Source organism: Mycolicibacterium sp. Y3, from assembly GCF_051188035.1.
Lineage (GTDB): Bacteria > Actinomycetota > Actinomycetes > Mycobacteriales > Mycobacteriaceae > Mycobacterium > Mycobacterium fluoranthenivorans.
In genome coordinates this window covers 4,993,134-5,013,194 of sequence record NZ_JAVQLT010000001.1, presented here as the reverse complement: position 1 = coordinate 5,013,194, position 20,061 = coordinate 4,993,134, and the positions used below count along the sequence as shown (strand labels likewise).

Below are 20,061 nucleotides of genomic sequence, written 5' to 3'. Positions count from 1 at the left end.
AGCCATGGCGACAGTCACGCTGGGAGCCGTTGCCGCTCATTTCGGCCGCGATGTGGATCGCGGGGTGTCCAAGGTCGTCGGCATCGTCGAATCGGCGGCCCGCGACGGGGTCGACCTCTTGGTGCTGCCGGATGCCTGCCTCGGGGGCTATATCGGTGATTTCGCCGCGCCCGACCCCGACGACCCGCCGCCGGCACTGGATCCCGACGGCCCCGAGATCGCCGCCGTGATCGCCGCGGCGGGCCCGATGACCGTGTGTGTCGGCTACGCCGAGGCCGCACCGGGCGGGGGCCGGTACAACGCCTCGATCTGCGTGTCCGGCGACGGTGTGCTCGGCGCCTACCGCAAGGTGCACCAGCCCGCCGGTGAGGCCCTCACCTATCTGGCCGGTGATGCATTCGCGGCGTTCGACACACCCGTCGGGCGGGTCGGCATGCTCATCGACTACGACAAGACCTTCCCCGAGGCTGCCCGGGCGCTGGCGCTCGACGGTGCGCACATCATCGCTGCATTGTCGGCCTGGCCCGCGAGCATCACCGACCGTGCGTCCCGGCTGCCCGCCGACCGGCAGTCACGGCTGTTCGACCTCTACGACTGCGCCCGGGCCGCGGAGAACCAGGTGGTCCTGGTGTCCTCCAATCAGACCGGCGTGATGGGCAACCTGCGCTTCCTCGGGCAGGCCAAGGTGGTCGGACCGGGCGGGGACATCCTGGCCACCACGCGGTCCAAGGGCGGGATGGCAAAGGTCGAGATCGATGTCGAAGCTGAGATCTCACGCGCCAGAAGGGTGTTGAACCACCTCGCCGAACGGCGCCCGGAGACGTATCGCCTCAAGTCGGTGCGGGGCTGACATGCGGATCGCCCTGCTGACGTACTCCACCAAACCCCGTGGGGGAGTGGTGCATACGCTCTATCTCGCCGAGGCGCTGGCGCGGCTGGGCGCCGAGGTGACGGTGTGGTCGCTGGCCCGTGCCGGGGACCGGGGCTTCTTCCGTGACGTCGACCCGGCCGTGACGGTCCGGCTGGTGGAGTTCACCGACCATGAGGGAGACACCGTCACCGATCGCATCGTCCGGTCGATCGAGGTACTCGGGCGCGCGTTCACCCCGGGTGACTACGACATCGTGCATGCGCAGGATTGCATCAGCGCCAACGCCGTCGGCGTCTGCATCCGCACCGTCCACCACCTCGACCAGTTCACCACCCCGGTGCTCGCGGAATGTCACGAGAAGGCGATCGTCGAGCCGTACGCCCGTATCTGCGTGTCCGCCGCGGTGGCGGCCGAGGTACGTGCCGGCTGGGGATTCGACCCTATCGTGATACCCAATGGTGTTGACGCGCAACGATTCATCGACGCGGCCGCGGACACCGAGGGTCAATCCCGCTGGCGGGACGAGCTGGGTGGCTACATCCTGACCGTCGGCGGTATCGAACCGCGCAAGGGCACCGTGGATCTGGTGCAGGCCTATCACCTTCTGCGACAACAGCACCCCGAACTGGCCCTGGTGATCGCCGGCGGTGAGACGCTGTTCGACTACCGCGACTACCGGGCCGCATTCGACACGGCCTGTGCCGAGCTCGATGTCGACCCGGTCATCCTCGGTGCGATCGCCGACGATGATCTGCCGGCGCTGGTCGCCGCGTGCGACGTGTTCGCCTTCCCGTCCACCAAGGAGGGATTCGGATTGGCGGCGATGGAGGCGCTGGCGGCCGGGCGGCCGGTGGTGACCCGTGATCTGCCGGTGCTGCGGGAGGTGTTCGGCGACACGGTGCGCTTTGCCGCCGATATGTCCGGATTCGCCGCCGAAATGGTTGCGGCCCTTGCCGAACACGCCGACCCCACGCCCGGCCGGGAACTGGCGGCCGCGATGACCTGGGAGGCGGCCGCCCGGGCCCACCTGGACTTCTACGCGAACGCGTGACGGTACTCGCGTAGCGGCACCCGCCCATCGGCGGCAAGCACCCCCTCGGCCCGAAGTCGTTCGAGTTGCCGGGTCGCCAGATGCGGGGCAGGTCGCCCGGATGCGGGAATCACCCTGTGCCACGGAAGGTCTGAGGAATCGGTGCGCATCACCCAGCCGACGATCCGCGGGCTGGACAGACCGGCCTCCGCGGCGATATCACCGTAGGTGCTCACCCGGCCGGCCGGTATCGCGGCCACCAGCGCGCGCACCGCCTCCACCTGCTCCTCGGTGACGCGCGCCATCTCAGCCCAGCTGACCGCGGATGATGGCGGCGGTCTCGGCCGGGAGGGCCTGGTTCACCATGTGATCGCAATCCAGATCGGTCAGGACGAACCGGTCGCCCAGTGCCGCCTGCAGAGCGCCGATCAGTTCGGCGCTGACATACGGCGGCGAAGTCCGGGTGGCGCGAATCAAGGTGACCGGAATGACGTTGGCGGGCAGTGCGATCGGGCGGGTCAGCTCACTCCAGTACGACATCGTGGCCGGAACGCTGATCCGCCAGCCCAGCCGGCCGTTGGGCAGCGTGATCAGATGCTCGTCGAGTTCACGCTCGAGTTCGGCGGGGTCGGCGGCGGCCACCTCGCCCCATGAGCCGGACAGCTTGTCCGCGCGAGCCTCGTCTCGATCCGGGTAGTCGGGGGAGGACAGCATCGCATCGGCGATATCGCGCATCCAGCCGCCGTCCAGCGCCACCGCCGGATCAAGCAGTACCAGCCCGGCCACCAGATCGGGGCGGGTCGCGGCCAGTGTCAGCGCCACCGCCCCGCCGAACGAGTGGCCGGCCACCAGCACCGGCCCGGAAGCCTCGGCGTCCAGCACGTCGGCCAGCGCCGCCACGTTGGCCTCGATGGTCCACGGCGCCGCCCAGCTCGACCGGCCGTGCCCGATCAGGTCGGGAGCCAGGATCGACACCTCGGGCAGATGTTCGGTGGCCAGTTTCTCCCACCGCCTTCCGTGTCCGGTCAGTCCGTGGATGGCCAGGACCTGGACGGGTTTGTCGGGACCGTAGCGATAGGTGTGCAGCACGTGGGTGACGCTACATTCGCTCGCCCGGACTTGTCGTACCCCCGTGATGACATGTCGCCATGACCGCATCGAGGACCGCGCTGAGCCCCGGCGCGTTGGCCGACTCCGGTCTGCGCGGCACCGTGCGGGTACTCGGCGGTCCCGGCACCGGCAAGACCCGGCTGCTCATCGACACGGCCGCTACGCACATCGCCGCCGGCGCCCCGACCGAGTCGGTGCTGCTGCTCACAGGGTCGGCGCGACTGGGTGCCGCCGCCAGGGCCGAGATCACCGCCACCCTGCTGCGCAGCGGCGCCGGTGTGGTCCGGGAACCGCTGGTGCGTACCGTGCATTCCTACGCCTTCGCGGTGCTGCGGCTGGCCGCCCAGCGCAACGGTGACCCGCCCCCGCGCCTGATCACCGGCGCCGAGCAGGACGGCATCATCCGCGAGCTGCTCGCCGGTGATCTCGAAGACGGCGCCGGCATGTGGCCGTCGGCGCTGCATCCCGCACTGAGCACCGCGGGCTTCGCCTCCGAACTGCGTGATCTGATGGCGCGCTGCGCCGAGCGTGGGGTCGACCCGGTGGCGCTCCAACGCCTCGGCAGGATGTCGGGCCGCGCGGAATGGCAGGCGGCGGGTCGCTTCGCGCAGGTGTACGAGCAGGTCATGTTGTTGCGCGCCGCGGTCGGGATGGCGGCCCCGCAGGCCACCGTGCCGGCCCTGGGCGCCGCCGAACTCGTCGGGGCGGCCCTGGACGCGCTGGCCACCGATCCCGACCTGCTGGCGGCTGAACGCGCCCGCGTCCAGCTGCTACTGGTCGACGATGCCCAGCACTTCGACCCGCAGGCCGCGCTGCTGGTGCGGGTGCTCTCGGCAGGTGCCGGACTCACGGTCATCGCCGGTGATCCCAACCAGGCGGTCTTCGGGTATCGCGGTGCCGATCCCGCGTTGTTGCGCACCGACACCCCCGCGGTCACGCTGACCGCTTCGCATCGTTGCTCGGCAGCCGTGGCCACCGCGATCTCCGGCATTGCCCGCAGGCTGCCCGCTGCCGAGGGGTTCGGCGAATTCACCAGTGCCACTGAGGAATCCGGGTCGGTCTCGGTACGCATCGCGGCCTCGGCGCACGCCGAAGCCACCCTGGTCGCCGACGCGCTGCGGCGTGCCCACCTGGTCGACGGGGTGCCGTGGTCGCAGATGGCGGTGATCGTGCGGTCCGTGCCGCGGGCCGGCGCCGCGCTCGGGCGGGCCCTGGCCGCCGCCGGTGTCCCGGTGGACCTGCCCGCCGCCGAACCGATCCTGGCCCGGCAGCCCGCCGTGCATGCCCTGCTCACCGTGCTCGGTGCCGCCACCGGCGATATGCCGGGTGACGCGGTGCTCGACCTGGTCACCGGTCCGCTCGGCCGGATCGACCCGGTGTCCCTGCGCCAGCTGCGCCGGACACTGCGCCGCCTAGACAACCATCAGCGCGAATTCCCCGAACTCCTCGCCGAAGCTGTGCGGCACGTGCCCGACGGACTGGCCCCCGAACACGGCCGCAGCCTGCAGCGGGTCGGCACGGTGCTGCGCGCCGCGCAGCGCAGCCACCGCGCGGGGGAAGATCCCCGCGCCACGCTGTGGCAGGCCTGGCACCGCAGCGGACTGCAGCGCCGCTGGGTGACGGCCGCCGAGCGTGGCGGCGCCGCGGGAGCGGCCGCCGAGCGTGATCTGGACGCTGTCACCACCCTGTTCGAGGTGGCCGAACAGTACGTCACCCGAACCACCGGGGCGACGCTGACGGGTCTGCTCGACCATGTCGACGGTTTGAGCCTGCCGGTGACCGCCGATCGCACGCCCCGCGGCGAAGCGGTTGCGGTGTGTAGCGCGCACGCGGTACTGGATCGGGACTGGGACTTCGTGGTCATCGCCGGTGTACAGGAAGGACTGTGGCCCAACACCGTTCCACGCGGCGGCGTGCTGGCCACCCAGCACCTGGTCGATATTCTGGACGGGGTGACCGAGCCCGGCCAGCCGGTGTCGGTCCGGGCGCCGCTGGTGGCCGAGGAACGACGTCTGCTCATCGCCGCGATGGGGCGGGCCCGCACCCGGCTGCTGGTGACGGCCGTCGACAGCGATGCCGGTGACGCCGCGATGCTGCCGTCACCGTTCTGCGCTGAACTGGCCGATCTGGCCACTGACGCGCAGGTAAGCGACCCCGCTCCCGTCGTCGCCCCGCGGATACTGACCCCCGCGGCGCTGGTGGGCCGACTGCGGGCCGTGGTGTGCGCCCCGGAAGGAGAGCTCGACGACGAGGTACGTGCCTGCGCGGCAGCACAATTGGCCCGGCTGGTCGAAGCCGGGGTGGCCGGCGCGGACCCGGCATCCTGGTACGGCAGGACGGCGCCGTCCACCAGCGAGCCGCTGTGGTCGGGCGATGAGCACGTGGTGACCGTGTCGCCGTCGACCGTGCAGACCCTGTCCGAATGCCCCCTGCGCTGGCTGCTGGAACGCCACGGCGCAAGCGACAGCCGCGATGTCCGCTCGGCGGTCGGATCCCTGATACATGCCCTGGTCGCCGACTCGACCAAGACGGAGAACCAACTGTTGGCCGAACTGGAAAGCATCTGGGGCGCGCTGCCGTTCGAATCCCAGTGGTACGCCGACAACGAACTGGCCCGCCACGGCGCCATGCTCACCGCTTTCGCGCAATGGCGCGAACTCACCCGCCACCAGCTGACCGAGGTGGGCACCGAGGTCGCGGTCGACGGCATGGTCGCCCCCGGGGTCCGGGTGCGGGGCCGCATCGACCGTCTGGAGCGCGACAACGCCGACCGCCTGGTGATCGTCGACGTCAAGACCGGGAAGAGCCCGGTCATCAAGGACGACGCCCAGCGCCACGCCCAGCTGGCGCTCTACCAACTCGCCGTCGCAGAAGGTGTGCTGCCACACGGCGACGAACCCGGTGGCGGTGTGCTGGTGTACCCCGGCAAGCCCAGTGCGGGCGGGGCGACCGAACGCCACCAGGACGCGCTGACACCGGATGACGTGGCCCGGTGGCGCGAGCAGGTCGCCGCCGCGGCCGGGGCCACCCAGGGGCCCGCATTCGTCGCCCGGGTGAACGACAATTGCGGGCACTGCCCGGTGCGCGCGATGTGTCCGGCGCACCAGCGTGGGGAGGAGCAGTGATCAGCACCAGGTACAGCCCGGCCGAACTCGCCGATGCGCTGGGTCTTTTCGCACCGACCGACGAGCAGGCGGCCGTCATCGCCGCGCCCCCGGGACCGGTGGTCGTGATCGCCGGCGCGGGTGCGGGCAAGACCGAGACGATGGCCGCGCGGGTGGTGTGGCTGGTCGCCAACGGTTACGCCGCGCCGGCCGAGGTGCTCGGGCTGACCTTCACCCGCAAGGCCGCCGGCCAGCTGCTGCGCCGGGTCCGCGCCAGGCTGGCCAGACTCGCCGGCTCCGGGCTGTGCCCGGAACTCCGGGCCGACGAACCCCCGACCATCAGCACCTACCACGCGTTCGCCGGTTCCCTGCTGCGCGAACACGGCCTGTTGCTGCCGGTGGAACCCGACACCCGGCTGATCGGGGCGACCGAGCTGTGGCAGTTGGCCTTCCAGGTGGTGTGTGAACATCCCCGGACACTGGACACCGACAAATCCCCGGCCGCGGTCACCGGTCAGGTACTGCGACTGGCGGGGGCACTCTCGGAACATCTGGTGGACACCGCTGCGCTGACCGACACCCATATCGAGTTGGAGCGGCTCATCCTGAATCTGCCCGCGGGCGCCAACCAGCGCGACCGCGGGCCCAGTCAATGGCTGCTGAAGTTGTTGGACACCCAGACCGAACGCACCCAGTTGGTCCCGCTCGTCGACGAACTGCACCGCCGCATGCGCGCGGCAAAAGTGATGGACTTCGGCGCGCAGATGTCGGCGGCGGCCCGCTTGGCCGTGGCAGCGCCACGGGTGGGAGAGCAGCTGCGGCAACGCTATCGGGTGGTGTTGCTCGACGAATACCAGGACACCGGTCACGCGCAGCGGATCGCCCTGTCGTCGTTGTTCGGCGGCGGCATCGACGACGGCCTGGCGCTCACCGCGGTGGGAGATCCCATTCAGTCCATCTACGGCTGGCGCGGTGCCTCGGCCACCAATCTGCCCCGGTTCGCCACCGATTTCCCGCTCTCGGACGGGACGCCGGCACCCACCCTGGAGCTGCGGACCAGCTGGCGCAATCCGCCGCAGGCACTGCATCTGGCCAACGCGGTGTCCGCGGAGGCCCGGAGCCGCTCGGTCAGCGTGCGGGAGCTGCTGCCGCGTCCCGATGCCGAGCGCGGCGATATCCGCTGCGCACTGCTCACCGATGTGGTGGCCGAACGGAACTGGGTGGCCGACGAGATCGCGCGGCGTTACCTGGCCGGCCCCACCCCGCCCAGCACGGCAGTGCTGGTGCGCCGCAATGCCGATGCCGCCCCGATGGCCGACGCGCTGACCGCGCGCGGTGTTCCCGTCGAGGTCGTCGGTGTGGCCGGGCTGCTGGCTATCCCCGAGGTCGCCGACGTGGTCGCCATGCTGCGGCTGATCGCCGACCCGACGGCCGGGGCGGCCGCGATGCGGGTGCTGACCGGACCGCGCTGGCGTCTGGGCGCCCGCGATATCGCGGCCCTGTGGCAGCGGGCGGTGGAGTTGGACGGGCCGGCGGCGGTGGCGAGCACCGCGCAGATCGTCGCCGCCGCCGCGCCGGATGCCGACGCGGCCTGCCTCGCCGACGCGATCTGCGACCCGGGAGCCCAGGGCCGTTACTCGGCGCCGGGTTACGCGCGCATCGTCGCCCTCGGCCGCGAGTTGACGGTCCTGCGCGCTCATCTGGCACATCCGCTGCCCGATCTGATCGCCGAGATCCGCCGGGTGCTCGGGGTCGACGCCGAAGCCAGGGCCGCCCGGCCGGTGGCTGCCGGCTGGGGCGGCACCGAACATCTCGACGCTTTCGGTGACGTCGTCGCCGATTTCGCCGATCGCGCCGAGGCTTCCCCGGACGGTCTGCTGGCCTATCTGGAGGTGGCTGCGGACATCGAGAACGGTTTGGCGCCGGCCGAAGTCACCGTCGCCGCCGACCGGGTTCAGATTCTCACCGTGCACGCGGCCAAGGGTTTGGAATGGCAGGTGGTCGCCGTGCCTCATCTGAGCGCCCGGGTGTTCCCGTCCACCGCGATGGCGCGAACCTGGCTCACCGATGCCGGTGACCTACCGCCGCTGCTGCGCGGCGATCGGGCCACCGAGTCGCAGCACGGTGTGCCGGTACTGGACACCACCGACGTCTTCGACCGGAAAGCCCTGTCCGACAGGATCGCCGCGCACAAGGACCATCTGGCGCAGCGGCGGGTGGATGAGGAGCGCCGGCTGCTGTACGTGGCGCTCACCCGCTGCGAACACACGCTGTTGGTGTCCGGCCACCATTGGGGGCCCACCGAATCGAAGCCACGCGGACCATCGGAATTCCTCCTGGAGCTGCGGGGCATCATCGACGCTTCGGCGGCCTCCGGTGATCCCTGCGGGGTCATCGACCACTGGGCCCCGGATCCGGCCGAGGGGGACCCGAACCCGTTGCGTGACACGGTCGTCGAGGCGGTGTGGCCGGCTGAGCCGGCGCGGCGTGAGGTGCTCGACCGTGGCGCCGAACTCGTGCGCCGAGCCGATTCCTCGGCGGATGTCAGCGCCGCCGACGCGGAGAACTGGGCCGCCGATGTCGACGCGTTGTTGGCCGAACGGGCCAGGGCCGGTGCGCCGGAGGCGGTGACACTGCCCGCGCAACTGTCGGTCAGCATGCTGGTCGAACTGGGTAAGGACAGGGCGGCCGCCGCGCAGCTGTTGCGGCGCAGGCTGCCGGTCCGGCCCGACCCGCATGCCTTGCTGGGCACCGCATTCCATGACTGGGTGCAGCGCTTCTTCCACGCCGAGCGGCTGTTCGACCTGGACGATCTGCCCGGTGCTGTCGATGGGGACACCGGGCGGGCGCACGCCGAGGAACTGGCCGGGTTGCAGGCCGCGTTCGCGTCATCGGCGTGGGCGGCGCGAACCCCCGTCGACGTCGAGGTGCCTTTCGACATGATGATCGGCACGACGGTGGTGCGCGGACGTGTCGATGCCGTGTTCGACGACGGGGACGGCGCGCAGATCGTGGTCGACTGGAAGACCGGTGACCCGCCGAGCACCCCCGACGCTCAGCGGGCGGCCGCGGTCCAGCTCGCGGTGTACCGGCTGGCGTGGGCGGGGATGTCCGGCCGTCCGCTGGACTCGGTGCGGGCGGCGTTCCACTACGTGCGTAGCGGTGTCACCGTGCGGCCCGACGAACTCCCCGGGCCCGAGGAACTGGCCGCGCTGCTGGCGCAGGAGGAGCTGACCTCGTGACGGTCACGAATTGCGGTAGATCTTCCACGCCTGCGTGATCATCGGGACCTGCAACGGCAGCCGGGCCACCGCGCCGATGCGCATCGGCAGCGGCTTGTCCTTCCACAGCCGGACCATGTTCACGTTGGCCGGGAACACCCCGACAAACAACGCGATCGAGGCGAGCGCACCGAGCTTGCGGGTGCGCGGTGCGAGCAACAGCGCGCCTGCCCCGGCCTCCGCAACACCGGAGGCGTAGGTGTAAAACCGCGCGCTACCAGGAAGTTCCTCCGGGACGATCGTGTCGAAGGGCTTGGGCGCGACGAAGTGCAGGATGCCCATGCCCACCAGCCAGCCACCCATGAAGCGAGCACGGGACTGGTTGGATGACTGTCGAACGGCCGAGGAAATGGAAGTCATGGTTACATTGTGACGTGCCCAGCTCACGCCAATCGGTGAACCGTGGCCAAAGGTAGGTTGCGTCGGCGGCTGGAGGCGGTCGACCAGAACCTGACTTCCCGCCCGGACGCCGACCTCGTCGAAATCCTCAACATCCCGGAGAAGTTCGTCAGTCCGGGTCGCCGAATCTTCATGCGGGTCATCTGGGCGCTGTCCGCTCTGGTCGCGGCGGTGCTCATCGTCTACATCGACCGGCACGGCTACCGCGATGTCGCGGCCACCCCGGAGGAAAGCGACCCGCTGTCCCTGCTGGACTGCATCTACTACGCCACCGTGTCGCTGTCCACCACCGGTTACGGCGACATCACGCCCTATACCGAATCCGCGCGCCTGGTCAACGTTCTGGTGATCACGCCGCTGCGCGTGGCGTTCCTGATCGTGCTCATCGGGACCACCGTCGAGACCTTGACCACCCAGTCGCGCCAGGCACTGAAGATCCAGCGATGGAGGAGATCCGTGCGCAACCACACCATCGTCGTCGGCTACGGGACGAAGGGCCGGACTGCGGTTTCCGCGATGATCGGCGATGACGTGGCGCCCGGGGACATCGTCGTGGTCGACGACGACCCGGCCGCGCTGGAGCGGGCCAAGAGCGCGGGGCTGGTCACCGTGCGCGGTAGCGCCACCGACTCGGAGGTGTTGCGGCTGGCAAGCGCCCAGCACGCCAAGTCGATCATCGTCGCCGCCAACCGGGATGACACCGCGGTGCTCGTCACGCTCACGGCACGCGAACTCGCCCCCAACGCGAAGATCATCGCCGCGGTACGGGAGGCCGAGAACCAGCATCTGCTGCGCCAATCCGGCGCCGACACGACCGTCGTCACCTCCGAGACCGCGGGTCGGCTGCTGGGCATCGCCACGCAGACGCCGAGCGTGGTGGAGATGATGGAGGACCTGCTCACTCCCGATGCCGGGTTCGCGGTTGCCGAACGGCCCGTCGAGCCCAAGGAGGAGGGCGGTTCACCGCGCCATCTGGCCGACATCGTGCTGGGTGTGGTGCGCGACGGGCAGCTGCTGCGTGTGGACGACGAACGTGTCGACGCCCTCGAGCCGACCGACCGCCTGCTCTACATCCGGTCGAAGGAGTAACCGATGAGCGCGTTCACGCTGCGCAATGTCCCGCTGCTGTCCCGCATCGGCGCCGACCGTGACGACCAGGTCCGCACCGATATCGATGCCGCGATCGCCGGCTGGCCCGACGCCGCCGTGTTGCATGTCGACCGGCGCAACCAGGTCTTGATCTCCGGCAGCAGTGTGGTGCTGAGCAAGACGACCGCTCTCGGTGACACCCCGCCGGACCACGCGGTGTTCCTGGGCACGCTGGCCGACGGCCGGCATGTCTGGGCGATCCGTGGCGCCCTGGAAGCCCCGGAGGACGACTCCGTCGAGACCGAGGTGCTCGATCTGCGCCGCGCCGGCCCGATCTTCGACGATGCCAGCGCACAGCTGGTGGCCACAGCCACGGCGCTGCTGAACTGGCATGACGCCGCCCGGTTCAGCCCGGTGGACGGCTCGCCGACCAAGACGATCAAGGCCGGGTGGGCCCGCATCAACCCGGTCAACGGGCATGAGGAGTTTCCCCGTATCGATCCGGCGATCATCTGCTTGGTGCACGACGGCCACGACCGGGCGGTGCTTGCCCGCCAGACCGTCTGGCCGGAACGGTTGTTCTCGCTACTGGCCGGCTTCGTGGAGGCAGGGGAGTCGTTCGAGTCGTGCGTGGAGCGCGAGATCGCCGAGGAGATCGGGCTCACTGTGCGCGATATCCACTACCTCGGCAGCCAGCCGTGGCCGTTCCCGCGCTCGCTGATGGTGGGTTTTCATGCCATCGGCGACCCCGACCAGCCGTTCTCGTTCAACGACGGTGAGATCGCCGAGGCCGAGTGGTTCACCCGCGCGCAGGTGCGCGAAGCACTCGAACACGGCGACTGGAACAGCGACTCACCGTCGCGGCTGTTGCTGCCCGGATCCATCTCGATCGCCCGGGAGATCATCGAGTCGTGGGCCGCGGCCGGCTGACCAGCCCGACCGCGTACCCGCAGCTCGTACTCGCGCGCGATATCGCGGGCACGGTCACACAGCGTCATGAGGTGCCACGCATCGCGCAGCCTGGACGGTTCGGATGACAGTGCGTCGATCTCGGCGTTGACCGCGTCGAACTCGGCCCGAAGTGCATCGATCGTGTCGAGGTTGCCGTTCATGTATCGAACACTAGTTCGATACACCGACAAGCGCGCGATCAGCCCAGCTTTGCCTTGACCTGCTTGACGTTCGGGTTGGTCAGGGTGGACCCATCGGCGAACTTGACGGTCGGCACCACGTGGTTACCGCCGTTGACCGAGCCCACGAACTCCGCTGCGGCAGGATCGCCCTCGATATCGATCTCGGTCCAGGAGATGCCTTCGGCCTTCAGGGCGGTCTTCAGGCGAGAGCAATAGCCACACCATGAGGTGGTGTACATGGTCAACGCAGCGGTAGTCATAGTGCCTACAACGTAGCGGACCTCATGTGCATGCCCGGCAGCGAAGCGACGTCCTGGGGCGAGCGAAGCGACGGGGGAGCGACGTCCGAGCGAGGATGTCACCACGCCCTGCGATGATGGACGCCATGCCGTCCGTCGACAGCCTCCTCGTCGACCTCGACGACGAACAACGCGAGGCCGTGCTCGCCCCCCGGGGGCCGGTGTGTGTGCTCGCCGGCGCCGGTACCGGCAAGACCCGCACCATCACCCGGCGCATCGCGCATCTGGTGGCCGCCGGTCATGTCGCACCCGGACAGGTGCTCGCGGTGACGTTCACCGCGCGCGCGGCCGGGGAGATGCGGGCCAGGCTCCGAGCCCTCGGCGACGAGTCGGGGGTGGGCACCGCGGCGGTGCAGGCGGTCACCTTCCACGCGGCGGCACGCCGGCAGCTGCAATACTTCTGGCCCCGCGTGGTCGGCAACACCGATTGGCAGCTGCTCGACAGTAAGTTCGCCGTGGTGGCTCAGGCCGCCAATCGCGCTGCGCTGCAGGCCAGTACCGACGATGTGCGCGACCTCGCCGGTGAGATCGAATGGGCCAAGGCGTCCTTGATCACGCCGGAGGGTTACGCGACCGCGGTCGCCAAGGCCGGACGCGACATTCCGATGGACGCTGCCACCGTGGCCAAGGTGTACGACGGCTACGAGCATCTCAAGACCCACCGCGACGGCACCGCACTACTCGACTTCGACGACCTGCTGCTGCACACCGCCGCGGCCATCGAGAACGATGCCGCCGTCGCGAGTGAATTCCGGGACCGCTACCGCTGTTTCGTCGTCGACGAGTACCAGGACGTCACGCCACTGCAGCAGCGGGTGCTCAACGCGTGGTTGGGCGACCGCGACGATCTGACCGTTGTCGGCGACGCCAACCAGACCATCTACTCGTTCACCGGTGCCACGCCGCGATTCCTGCTCGACTTCTCCCGGCGCTTTCCGGAGGCCACCGTGGTCCGCCTGGAGCGGGACTACCGCTCCACACCTCAGGTGGTGTCACTGGCCAATCAGGTCATCGCGGCGGCCCGCGGCCGGATGGCCGGCAGCAAGCTGCACCTGGTCGGCCAGCGTGACCCGGGGCCCAAGCCGTCCTTCACCGAGTACTCCGATGAGGCAGCCGAGGCGGCCGCCGTGGCCAAACGAGTCGCCAAGCTCGTCCAATCCGGTACGCCGGCATCCGAAATCGCGGTGCTGTACCGGATCAATGCGCAGTCCGAGGTCTACGAGGAGGCGCTGACCGCGGCCGGCATCCCGTTCCAGGTGCGCGGTGGCGAAGGGTTCTTCAGCCGTCAGGAGGTCCGCCAGGCGCTGCTGGCCATCCAGCGCGCCGCGGGGGCCGAACACGACGGTGAGCTGCCGCAGGTCGTGCGCGCGTTGTTGGAGCCGCTCGGGCTGACGGCCGAGCCGCCCACCGGCACCAAGGCGCGCGAGCGCTGGGAGGCCCTGGCCGCGCTCGCCGAACTGGTGGATGACGAAGTGGCGCAACGGCCTTCGTTGGATCTACGCACCCTGCTGGTCGAACTGCGGCAACGTGCCGAATCACGGCACCCGCCGGTCGTGCAGGGTGTCACGCTGGCATCGCTGCACGCGGCCAAGGGACTGGAGTGGGACGCGGTGTTCCTGGTCGGTCTGACCGACGGCACGCTGCCCATCTCGCATGCCTTGGCAAAAGGCGCCGACAGCGAACCCGTGGAGGAGGAGCGTCGCCTGCTCTATGTCGGAATCACCAGGGCGCGGGTGCATCTGATGCTCAGCTGGGCACTGGCCCGGGCCGCGGGCGGCCGACAGGGCAGGCGCCCCTCGCGATTCCTCAACGGCGTGGCCCCGCAGTCCCCGGTCGATGCCCCGGCCGGGCGGGCCCGAAAGGCGCGCGGCCCCGCGCCGCGGTGTCGGGTGTGCAACAAGGCGCTCGAATCCGCGACGGCGATCACGCTGCGCCGTTGTGAGGGCTGCCCGTCCGATATCGACGAGGCGCTGTTGGCCGAACTCAAGGAATGGCGGCTGCGCACCTCCAAGGAGCTCAACGTGCCGGCGTATGTGGTGTTCACCGACAACACCCTCATCGCCATTGCCGAGATGCGGCCGGCCGACGACACGGCACTGGTATCGATTCCCGGTATCGGAGCGCGCAAGCTCGAGCAGTACGGGACCGATGTGCTGGAGCTCGTCAAGAATCGGTCATAGGTCCCATAAATACTGCCAAAACCGCAGGTCAGAAAATCGCTTGTCGGTTTGGGCTGGTACCGTTTAACCTCGAGATCACCAGATTCCGTGCGACTCATCGAAAGGAGGGGAACGACATCATGCTGAACATTCAGGGAACCAGCGGCGTACACGCCGATGCGGTGGCGATGTCTGTCCTCTCCGGGGCGGCCTTTCACTCGGGCATGCCCGTCATGCCCGCCGTCGCCTCCGCCCATCGAGCTGGTTGGGCGCTCACTGCCGTTAACCCGCAGTACAAGCGCCGCACCGCCGCCGCGACATCTACGTCCGTCAAGCGGGGCACCACCTAGGTAGCCCCCAGAACGCCGAAAAGGCCACGGACCCGATGTCACCGGATCCGTGGCCATCGTTTTTGGGAAACCTTTTCGGAACTCCCGAACACCCTGGTCACCGGTCCACAACAACGACCGACACCGATACAACGACCAGGAAATAGGGAGAGACATGTCGGACATGACATGCCAGGAACTCGAACTGCCCGCGGTGCCGTGCCATGGGGGGGATCCCGACCTGTGGTTCGCCGAGAACCCGATCCAACTGGAGCAGGCCAAGGCGCTGTGCGCCGACTGCCCCATCCGCAGCCTGTGCCTGGCCGAGGCGCTGGAACGCCAGGAGCCGTGGGGCGTCTGGGGTGGCGAGATCCTCGAGCGGGGTGCCGTCGTGGCGCGCAAGCGTCCGCGTGGGCGTCCGCGGAAGGACAACCGCGAGGGGCAGGCGGCCTAGCTTCTCAGCTAGGCCGCCTGGCCTCAGGCGGCGTCGTCCTCGGCGAACCCCGGAACCAGTTCTGTGGCAATCGCTTTCACGGGCACGTGGGCGTCCAGCTGACAGCAGATGGCGATCGTCGACGCAATCACTCGAAGCGGGATGGCCAGCTGTGGCGGCAGATCGAGCTGACGGGCCATCTTGATCTGGGCCACCGAGTTGTCCATCTGGCCGGCGGCCATCTTCTGCAGCCAGCGCCGGCGATAGTGGAAGACATCGACCTCGATGGGCTGCACGTACTGGCGCAACATATCGTCGACTTCTTCCGCCGAGACCTGCTGACCTTTCTGGATGAAACCGGCAGCCTCCATGGCGGGCAGTGCTTCTTCGTAATTCTTGTCGCGTGCCAGCCGGATGGTCCGGCCGAGCGCGGACGGGAATCCGCCGGGCATCGGGGCCACCGCACCGAAGTCGATGACGCCCATCCGGCCGTCGGGCAGCAGCATGAAATTGCCGGGGTGCGCGTCGCCGTGCATCATCTCCAGGCGCTTCGGTGCGCCGAAGGTCAGCTCGGTCAGCCGGGTGCCCATCAGGTCACGCTGCTCGGGGGTGCCTTCGCGGATGATCACCGACATCGGGATGCCTTCCATCCATTCGGCGATGACAACCTTGGGTGCGCTGGCCACGATGTGCGGTACGGCGAAATGCGGGTCGTTCTCATAGGCCTTGGCGAAGGCGCGCTGGTTGTCGGCTTCCAGCCGGTAGTCCAGTTCCATCTCGGTGCGTTCGATCAGCTCGCTGACGACACCCTCGATATCGGCGCCCGGCGCGAGCTGTTTGAACACGCTGACCAGACGCTGGATGGTTTTCAGGTCGGCGCGCAGTGCCTCGTCGGCACCCGGGTACTGGATCTTCACGGCGACCTCGCGCCCGTCGGACCACACCGCTTTGTGAACCTGGCCGATGCTCGCCGACGCGATCGGAGTGTCGTCGAAGGACGTGAACCGGTCGCGCCATTTCGTGCCCAGCTGCGCGTCGAGCACGCGGTGCACCTTGGCGGCCGGCAACGGTGGGGCCTCGCGCTGAAGTTTGGTCAGTGCCTCGCGGTAGGGCTTGCCGTACTGCTCAGGGATGGCGGCTTCCATCACCGACAAGGCCTGGCCCACCTTCATCGCCCCGCCCTTGAGCTCACCGAGCACGGTGAACAGCTGTTGGGCGGCCTTGTCCATCAACTCGGCCGTGACCTCGTCCTTGGACTTGCCGGTCAGCCGCTTGCCGAAACCGAGTGCCGCGCGGCCGGCGAAGCCGACGGGCAGGGTCGCGAGCTTGGCGTTGCGCGCCACGCTTCCACGCTTGATATCAGCCACGTTGACCATCATCCATGACTACGCTGTCTGTCCCGCACTGAACCTGCATCCGCACAGGTCAGCACGGGCAGGACGGATGCCTGGACCAGCGCCGGGCCAGCACGGAGCCACGGCCCACGTCGAATTCCAGGGTGGTGTCCAAGGTCATCGGCGGTTCCGGGGTGCCCAGCGGATCACCTGCGCAGCGCAGCGCGTGGACCACCCGGTCCACCTGGTTGAGGGCCAGTGCCGCGGTGCCCATCAGGGTGGCGCGGTCCGCCGCCCCGATGGCATGACGCAGTTGGGCGGCCACCGCGGGCCAGGCCGCGTCCCGGTCTCGGCGGTGCCGGTCGGCGCAGGACAGACACGACGTCACACCGGGAATCACCAGCGGTCCCACCAACCCGGTGCCGTCGCGCACCCGAACCGGCAGGTGTGGAACCTCAGCCGCGTGCAGATCGCGCACCACGCGGGGATCGGCGACCAGGGCGTCGGTGAGCACCACCAGGTCGGCGCGGTCGGTGGTCACGACGGCGTGGGGCTGACTGCTCTGGGTGACGCGGGTTCCCGAGCATTTGAGGGCGCCGGCCAGGAGGTCCGACAACGGACCGCGGCCGTGGATGCGGATGGTCACCGACCGTCCGGCGCGTTGGCCGGTGGTGAGCACACCCGCCTGTTCCAGGACACCGAGCAGCTCGGTCACCACCGTGGGGCCGGCGGACTCGGGCGCCCCGAGCTGTCGTGCGCAATCGCACAGCTCGGCCACGGTCGAGGCTGTCTGCATTCGGCGCAGCAGGGCGGCCAGCGAGGTAGAGGTCAGGCCGGCCGGCGGGTGTACCACCACCGCCCGGCGCGGATCCCACCCCACCTGCACCGTGTCATCGGGTCGCAGCAGCACCGGCATCGACGGATTCAGCAGGTAGCGCCTCATGTATCGACTGTGCCACGGCCGGAAGCCCGGTCGCGTCAGTTATTCACAGGGCCCTCGGGGCCTTGTTTCCCTTCGTCTTCGAGCTCGGCCAAGGCCTGATCGATGCCCGTGGTGTCGCCGCCGATGGCCCGGTCGATGAAGGCGGCCGGCTCATCGAGATCGTCGGCTCCGGGTAACAGATCGGGGTGCTGCCAGACGGCATCGCGCGCGTCGGGCCCGACCGCCTCAGTCAGCTTCTCCCACAGCGCCGCCGCCTCGCGCATCTTGCGGGGTCGCAACTCCAGTCCGACCAGGGTGGCGAAGGTCTGTTCGGCGGGTCCACCGGTCGCGCGCCGGCGACGCAGTGTCTCCGACAGGGCGGCCGTGCCGGGGATGCGGTCGCCAAGGGCCGCGGTCACCACCGTCTGCACCCAGCCCTCGACGAGGGCCAGCAGGGTTTCCAGCCGTTCCAGCGTCGCGACTTGTTCTGGGGTGGCCTTGGGCTCGAACATGCCCTGACTGAGCAGCTGCTCCATGGCCGACGGGTCGGCGAGCATGGCCGGGTTGAGCCCGCTGGCCATGTCCTCGATCCCGCTCATGTCGATCTTCATGCCCTTGGCGAACGCTTCGACGGCGCTCAGCAGCTGACTGGACAGCCACGGCACATGGCTGAACAGGCGGTGATGGGCGGCCTCGCGGGCGGCCAGGAACGTCAGCACCTCGCTGCGGGGCTGTTCCAGTCCCTCGGACAGGGATTCGACAGCCTCGGGCAGCAGCGCGGCGACACCCTTGGGGCCCAGCGGCAGGCCGATATCCGTCGAGGTTAGGACCTCCTTGGACAGTTTGCCCAGCGCCTGGCCGAGCTGGCTGCCGAACGCCATGCCGCCCATCTGCGACATCATCGCCAGCAGCGGGCCCGCCATGGCCTTGGCTTCCTCGGGCAGCGCCGACGCCCACACCGTCGAGATCTGTTCGGCGACCGGATCGCACAGCCGCTTCCAGGTGTTCAGCGTGTTGTCGATCCAGTCGGTCGGGGTCCAGGCCACGGCCTTCGTGGTGCCGGCGGGCAGCGCCGTCACACCGTCGAGCCACGTCTCGGCCAGGTGTACGGCGTCGGTGATCGCGGAGCTCGTCTTCTCCGACACCGGGGCGACGAATCCGATGGAGCTGGAGGCCAGCTGACGGGCAAGGTCGTAGTTCACCGGACCGGCCTGCTGGCCAGTGCCCGTCACATTGCCTGCGCCGCTGAACATTTCGCCGAGCTTGGTGAAGATCTGGCCCAGATCGGCCATGTCGAATCCGGCCCCGCCCAGTCCGAACGGGTCCGCGCCAGACCCCTGGCCGGGGTTTTCTTTGCGCTTGTCACGGTCGGGGTCGTCCCCGTGGGAGAAGCCGAAGGGCAGGTCAGCCATGGCTTCAACGGTACTCATACCTGGCGATCACCGTGGGGCCGCGGGTCACGCTGTGGGTGAACGCGCTCTACTGTGGGCGGCGTGAACAGGCGGATTATGACGCTGGTGGTCGCGCTGGTGCCGATCGTGGCGTTCGGCGTACTGCTGTCGTTGGTGACGGTCCCTTATGTGTCGCTGGGCCCGGGCCCGACCTTCAACACCCTCGGTGAGGTGGACGGCAAGCAGGTCGTCGACATCAAGAGCACCGACAGCACGGCCGGCTCCATCGTGCATCCCACCTCCGGGCATCTGAACATGACCACGGTGTCGCAGCGGGACGGGCTGACCCTCGGTGAGGCGCTGGCGTTGTGGATGTCCGGACGCGATCAGCTGGTGCCGCGCGAGCTGGTGTACCCGCCGGACAAGTCGAAGGACGATATCGACAAGGCCAACACCAACGACTTCAAGGCTTCGGAGGACAACGCCGAGTACGCGGCACTGTCGTATCTGAAGTACCCGAAGGCGGTGACGGTCGAATCGGTGACCGATCCCGGGCCGTCGGCGGGCAAGTTGAAGGCCGGTGACGCGATCGACATGGTCAACAATGTCGAGGTGCCGAACATGGAGGCATTCCAGGCGATCGTGAAGAGCACGAAGCCGGGGGACCAGATGGTGATCGACTACCGGCGGAAGAATCAGCCCGCCGGCACCGTCACCGTCACCCTGGGCTCCAATCCCGACCGCGATCACGGATTCCTGGGCATCGGCGTGCTGGATGCACCCTGGGCTCCCTTCGACATCGAGTTCAACCTCGCCAATATCGGCGGGCCGTCGGCCGGGTTGATGTTCAGCCTCGCCGTCATCGACAAACTCACCACCGGCGATCTCAACGACGGGAAGTTCGTCGCGGGCACGGGCACGATCAGTGCCGACGGTGTCGTCGGGTCGATCGGCGGTATCACCCACAAGATGATGGCCGCGCAGGAGGCCGGGGCGACCGTGTTTCTGGTGCCGGCGGACAACTGCGCCGAGGCACTGACGGCGCGCGACGACCGGCTGACCCTGGTCAAGGTCGATACGCTCACCACGGCCGTCGACGCCTTGCACACCATTTCTGCCGGTGGCGAACCGCCGCGTTGCTGAGAGTGCGCTTGGCAGGCCATGCGTAGAGTTATTG

General features: G+C 69.0%; 16 protein-coding genes and 1 pseudogene. 10 read left to right on the top strand and 7 right to left on the bottom strand.

Annotation, left to right across the window (positions count from 1 at the left end):
* The first annotated feature begins 4 nt into the window (after positions 1-4).
* Both QN239_RS24395 and QN239_RS24390 read left to right on the top strand, forming a co-directional pair.
* Entirely contained in the window at positions 5-850 is an 846-nt protein-coding gene (locus tag QN239_RS24395) for a carbon-nitrogen hydrolase family protein (protein WP_499014363.1), read from the top strand.
* Between the two features lies 1 nt (position 851).
* Positions 852-1,922, top strand: coding sequence for an MSMEG_0565 family glycosyltransferase (locus tag QN239_RS24390; protein WP_499014361.1), 1,071 nt, complete (start codon positions 852-854; stop codon positions 1,920-1,922).
* Here the strand turns inward: QN239_RS24390 and QN239_RS24385 are convergent.
* Both QN239_RS24385 and QN239_RS24380 read right to left on the bottom strand, forming a co-directional pair.
* Positions 1,907-2,206: an MGMT family protein gene (locus tag QN239_RS24385; RefSeq protein WP_499014359.1), complete on the bottom strand. Its 300-nt coding sequence runs from the start codon at positions 2,204-2,206 to the stop codon at positions 1,907-1,909. The genes QN239_RS24390 and QN239_RS24385 overlap by 16 nt on opposite strands.
* A 1-nt stretch (position 2,207) precedes the next feature.
* The gene (locus QN239_RS24380; RefSeq protein WP_499014357.1) at positions 2,208-3,059 is read right to left on the bottom strand and encodes an alpha/beta fold hydrolase; all 852 of its coding nucleotides are present in this window, start codon (positions 3,057-3,059) and stop codon (positions 2,208-2,210) included.
* Here QN239_RS24380 and QN239_RS24375 point away from each other — a divergent pair.
* Positions 3,050-6,136: a PD-(D/E)XK nuclease family protein gene (locus QN239_RS24375; RefSeq protein WP_499014355.1), complete on the top strand. Its 3,087-nt coding sequence runs from the start codon at positions 3,050-3,052 to the stop codon at positions 6,134-6,136. The two genes, QN239_RS24380 and QN239_RS24375, sit on opposite strands and share 10 nt — an antisense overlap.
* A complete protein-coding gene (locus QN239_RS24370; RefSeq protein ID WP_499014353.1) occupies positions 6,076-9,357 on the top strand; it encodes an ATP-dependent helicase in 3,282 nt (1,093 codons plus the stop codon). Before QN239_RS24375 ends, QN239_RS24370 begins: the two co-directional genes overlap by 61 nt.
* A 3-nt stretch (positions 9,358-9,360) precedes the next feature.
* Here QN239_RS24370 and QN239_RS24365 read toward each other — a convergent pair whose 3' ends face one another.
* Positions 9,361-9,756: a DoxX family protein gene (locus tag QN239_RS24365; RefSeq protein WP_267290194.1), complete on the bottom strand. Its 396-nt coding sequence runs from the start codon at positions 9,754-9,756 to the stop codon at positions 9,361-9,363.
* Between the two features lie 42 nt (positions 9,757-9,798).
* Here QN239_RS24365 and QN239_RS24360 point away from each other — a divergent pair, with 42 nt between their 5' ends.
* Together QN239_RS24360 and nudC are read left to right on the top strand one after the other, a co-directional pair.
* Positions 9,799-10,884, top strand: a complete 1,086-nt coding sequence (locus QN239_RS24360) for a potassium channel family protein (RefSeq protein WP_090355604.1) — start codon at positions 9,799-9,801, stop codon at positions 10,882-10,884.
* A gap of 3 nt (positions 10,885-10,887) precedes the next feature.
* A complete protein-coding gene (gene nudC, locus QN239_RS24355) occupies positions 10,888-11,814 on the top strand; it encodes an NAD(+) diphosphatase (protein ID WP_090355601.1) in 927 nt (308 codons plus the stop codon).
* Between the two features lie 220 nt (positions 11,815-12,034).
* Here the strand turns inward: nudC and mrx1 are convergent, their stop codons facing one another.
* Positions 12,035-12,277 carry a mycoredoxin Mrx1 gene (gene mrx1, locus QN239_RS24350; protein ID WP_499014350.1) on the bottom strand — a complete coding sequence of 81 codons (243 nt, stop codon included), beginning with the start codon at positions 12,275-12,277 and terminating at the stop codon, positions 12,035-12,037.
* Positions 12,278-12,372: 95 nt separating this feature from the next.
* Between mrx1 and QN239_RS24345 the strand changes: the two genes are divergently transcribed.
* From QN239_RS24345 to QN239_RS24335, 3 genes are all read left to right on the top strand, one after another.
* The gene (locus tag QN239_RS24345; protein ID WP_499014348.1) at positions 12,373-14,496 is read left to right on the top strand and encodes an ATP-dependent DNA helicase UvrD2; all 2,124 of its coding nucleotides are present in this window, start codon (positions 12,373-12,375) and stop codon (positions 14,494-14,496) included.
* Positions 14,497-14,615: 119 nt separating this feature from the next.
* On the top strand, positions 14,616-14,825 hold the full coding sequence (locus QN239_RS24340) for a hypothetical protein (protein WP_499014346.1): 210 nt from the start codon (positions 14,616-14,618) through the stop codon (positions 14,823-14,825).
* A 154-nt stretch (positions 14,826-14,979) separates the two neighbouring features.
* A complete protein-coding gene (locus QN239_RS24335) occupies positions 14,980-15,258 on the top strand; it encodes a WhiB family transcriptional regulator (RefSeq protein WP_090355590.1) in 279 nt (92 codons plus the stop codon).
* Positions 15,259-15,281: 23 nt separating this feature from the next.
* Here the strand turns inward: QN239_RS24335 and QN239_RS24330 are convergent.
* The 3 genes and pseudogenes from QN239_RS24330 to QN239_RS24320 form a co-directional block, all read right to left on the bottom strand.
* Positions 15,282-16,620 (bottom strand): annotated as a pseudogene (locus QN239_RS24330) (macrolide-binding ATPase MABP-1).
* Positions 16,621-16,662: 42 nt separating this feature from the next.
* Complete coding sequence (locus tag QN239_RS24325) at positions 16,663-17,514, bottom strand: bacteriocin biosynthesis cyclodehydratase domain-containing protein (protein ID WP_499014344.1); 852 nt, start codon at positions 17,512-17,514, stop codon at positions 16,663-16,665.
* Between the two features lie 35 nt (positions 17,515-17,549).
* Positions 17,550-18,905: a zinc-dependent metalloprotease gene (locus QN239_RS24320; RefSeq protein WP_499014342.1), complete on the bottom strand. Its 1,356-nt coding sequence runs from the start codon at positions 18,903-18,905 to the stop codon at positions 17,550-17,552.
* Between the two features lie 81 nt (positions 18,906-18,986).
* Between QN239_RS24320 and QN239_RS24315 the strand changes: the two genes are divergently transcribed.
* Positions 18,987-20,027, top strand: coding sequence for a YlbL family protein (locus tag QN239_RS24315; protein WP_499014333.1), 1,041 nt, complete (start codon positions 18,987-18,989; stop codon positions 20,025-20,027).
* Positions 20,028-20,061 lie beyond the last annotated feature (34 nt).

Coding starts and splice junctions, on each gene's coding strand:
- QN239_RS24395 (WP_499014363.1), top strand. CDS start 5: ATGGCGACAGTCACGCTGGGAGCCGTTGCCGCTCATTTCGGCCGCGAT.
- QN239_RS24390 (WP_499014361.1), top strand. CDS start 852: ATGCGGATCGCCCTGCTGACGTACTCCACCAAACCCCGTGGGGGAGTG.
- QN239_RS24385 (WP_499014359.1), bottom strand. CDS start 2,206: ATGGCGCGCGTCACCGAGGAGCAGGTGGAGGCGGTGCGCGCGCTGGTG.
- QN239_RS24375 (WP_499014355.1), top strand. CDS start 3,050: ATGACCGCATCGAGGACCGCGCTGAGCCCCGGCGCGTTGGCCGACTCC.
- QN239_RS24380 (WP_499014357.1), bottom strand. CDS start 3,059: ATGCGGTCATGGCGACATGTCATCACGGGGGTACGACAAGTCCGGGCG.
- QN239_RS24365 (WP_267290194.1), bottom strand. CDS start 9,756: ATGACTTCCATTTCCTCGGCCGTTCGACAGTCATCCAACCAGTCCCGT.
- nudC (WP_090355601.1), top strand. CDS start 10,888: ATGAGCGCGTTCACGCTGCGCAATGTCCCGCTGCTGTCCCGCATCGGC.
- mrx1 (WP_499014350.1), bottom strand. CDS start 12,277: ATGACTACCGCTGCGTTGACCATGTACACCACCTCATGGTGTGGCTAT.
- QN239_RS24345 (WP_499014348.1), top strand. CDS start 12,373: ATGTCACCACGCCCTGCGATGATGGACGCCATGCCGTCCGTCGACAGC.
- QN239_RS24340 (WP_499014346.1), top strand. CDS start 14,616: ATGCTGAACATTCAGGGAACCAGCGGCGTACACGCCGATGCGGTGGCG.
- QN239_RS24335 (WP_090355590.1), top strand. CDS start 14,980: ATGTCGGACATGACATGCCAGGAACTCGAACTGCCCGCGGTGCCGTGC.
- QN239_RS24325 (WP_499014344.1), bottom strand. CDS start 17,514: ATGAGGCGCTACCTGCTGAATCCGTCGATGCCGGTGCTGCTGCGACCC.
- QN239_RS24320 (WP_499014342.1), bottom strand. CDS start 18,905: ATGGCTGACCTGCCCTTCGGCTTCTCCCACGGGGACGACCCCGACCGT.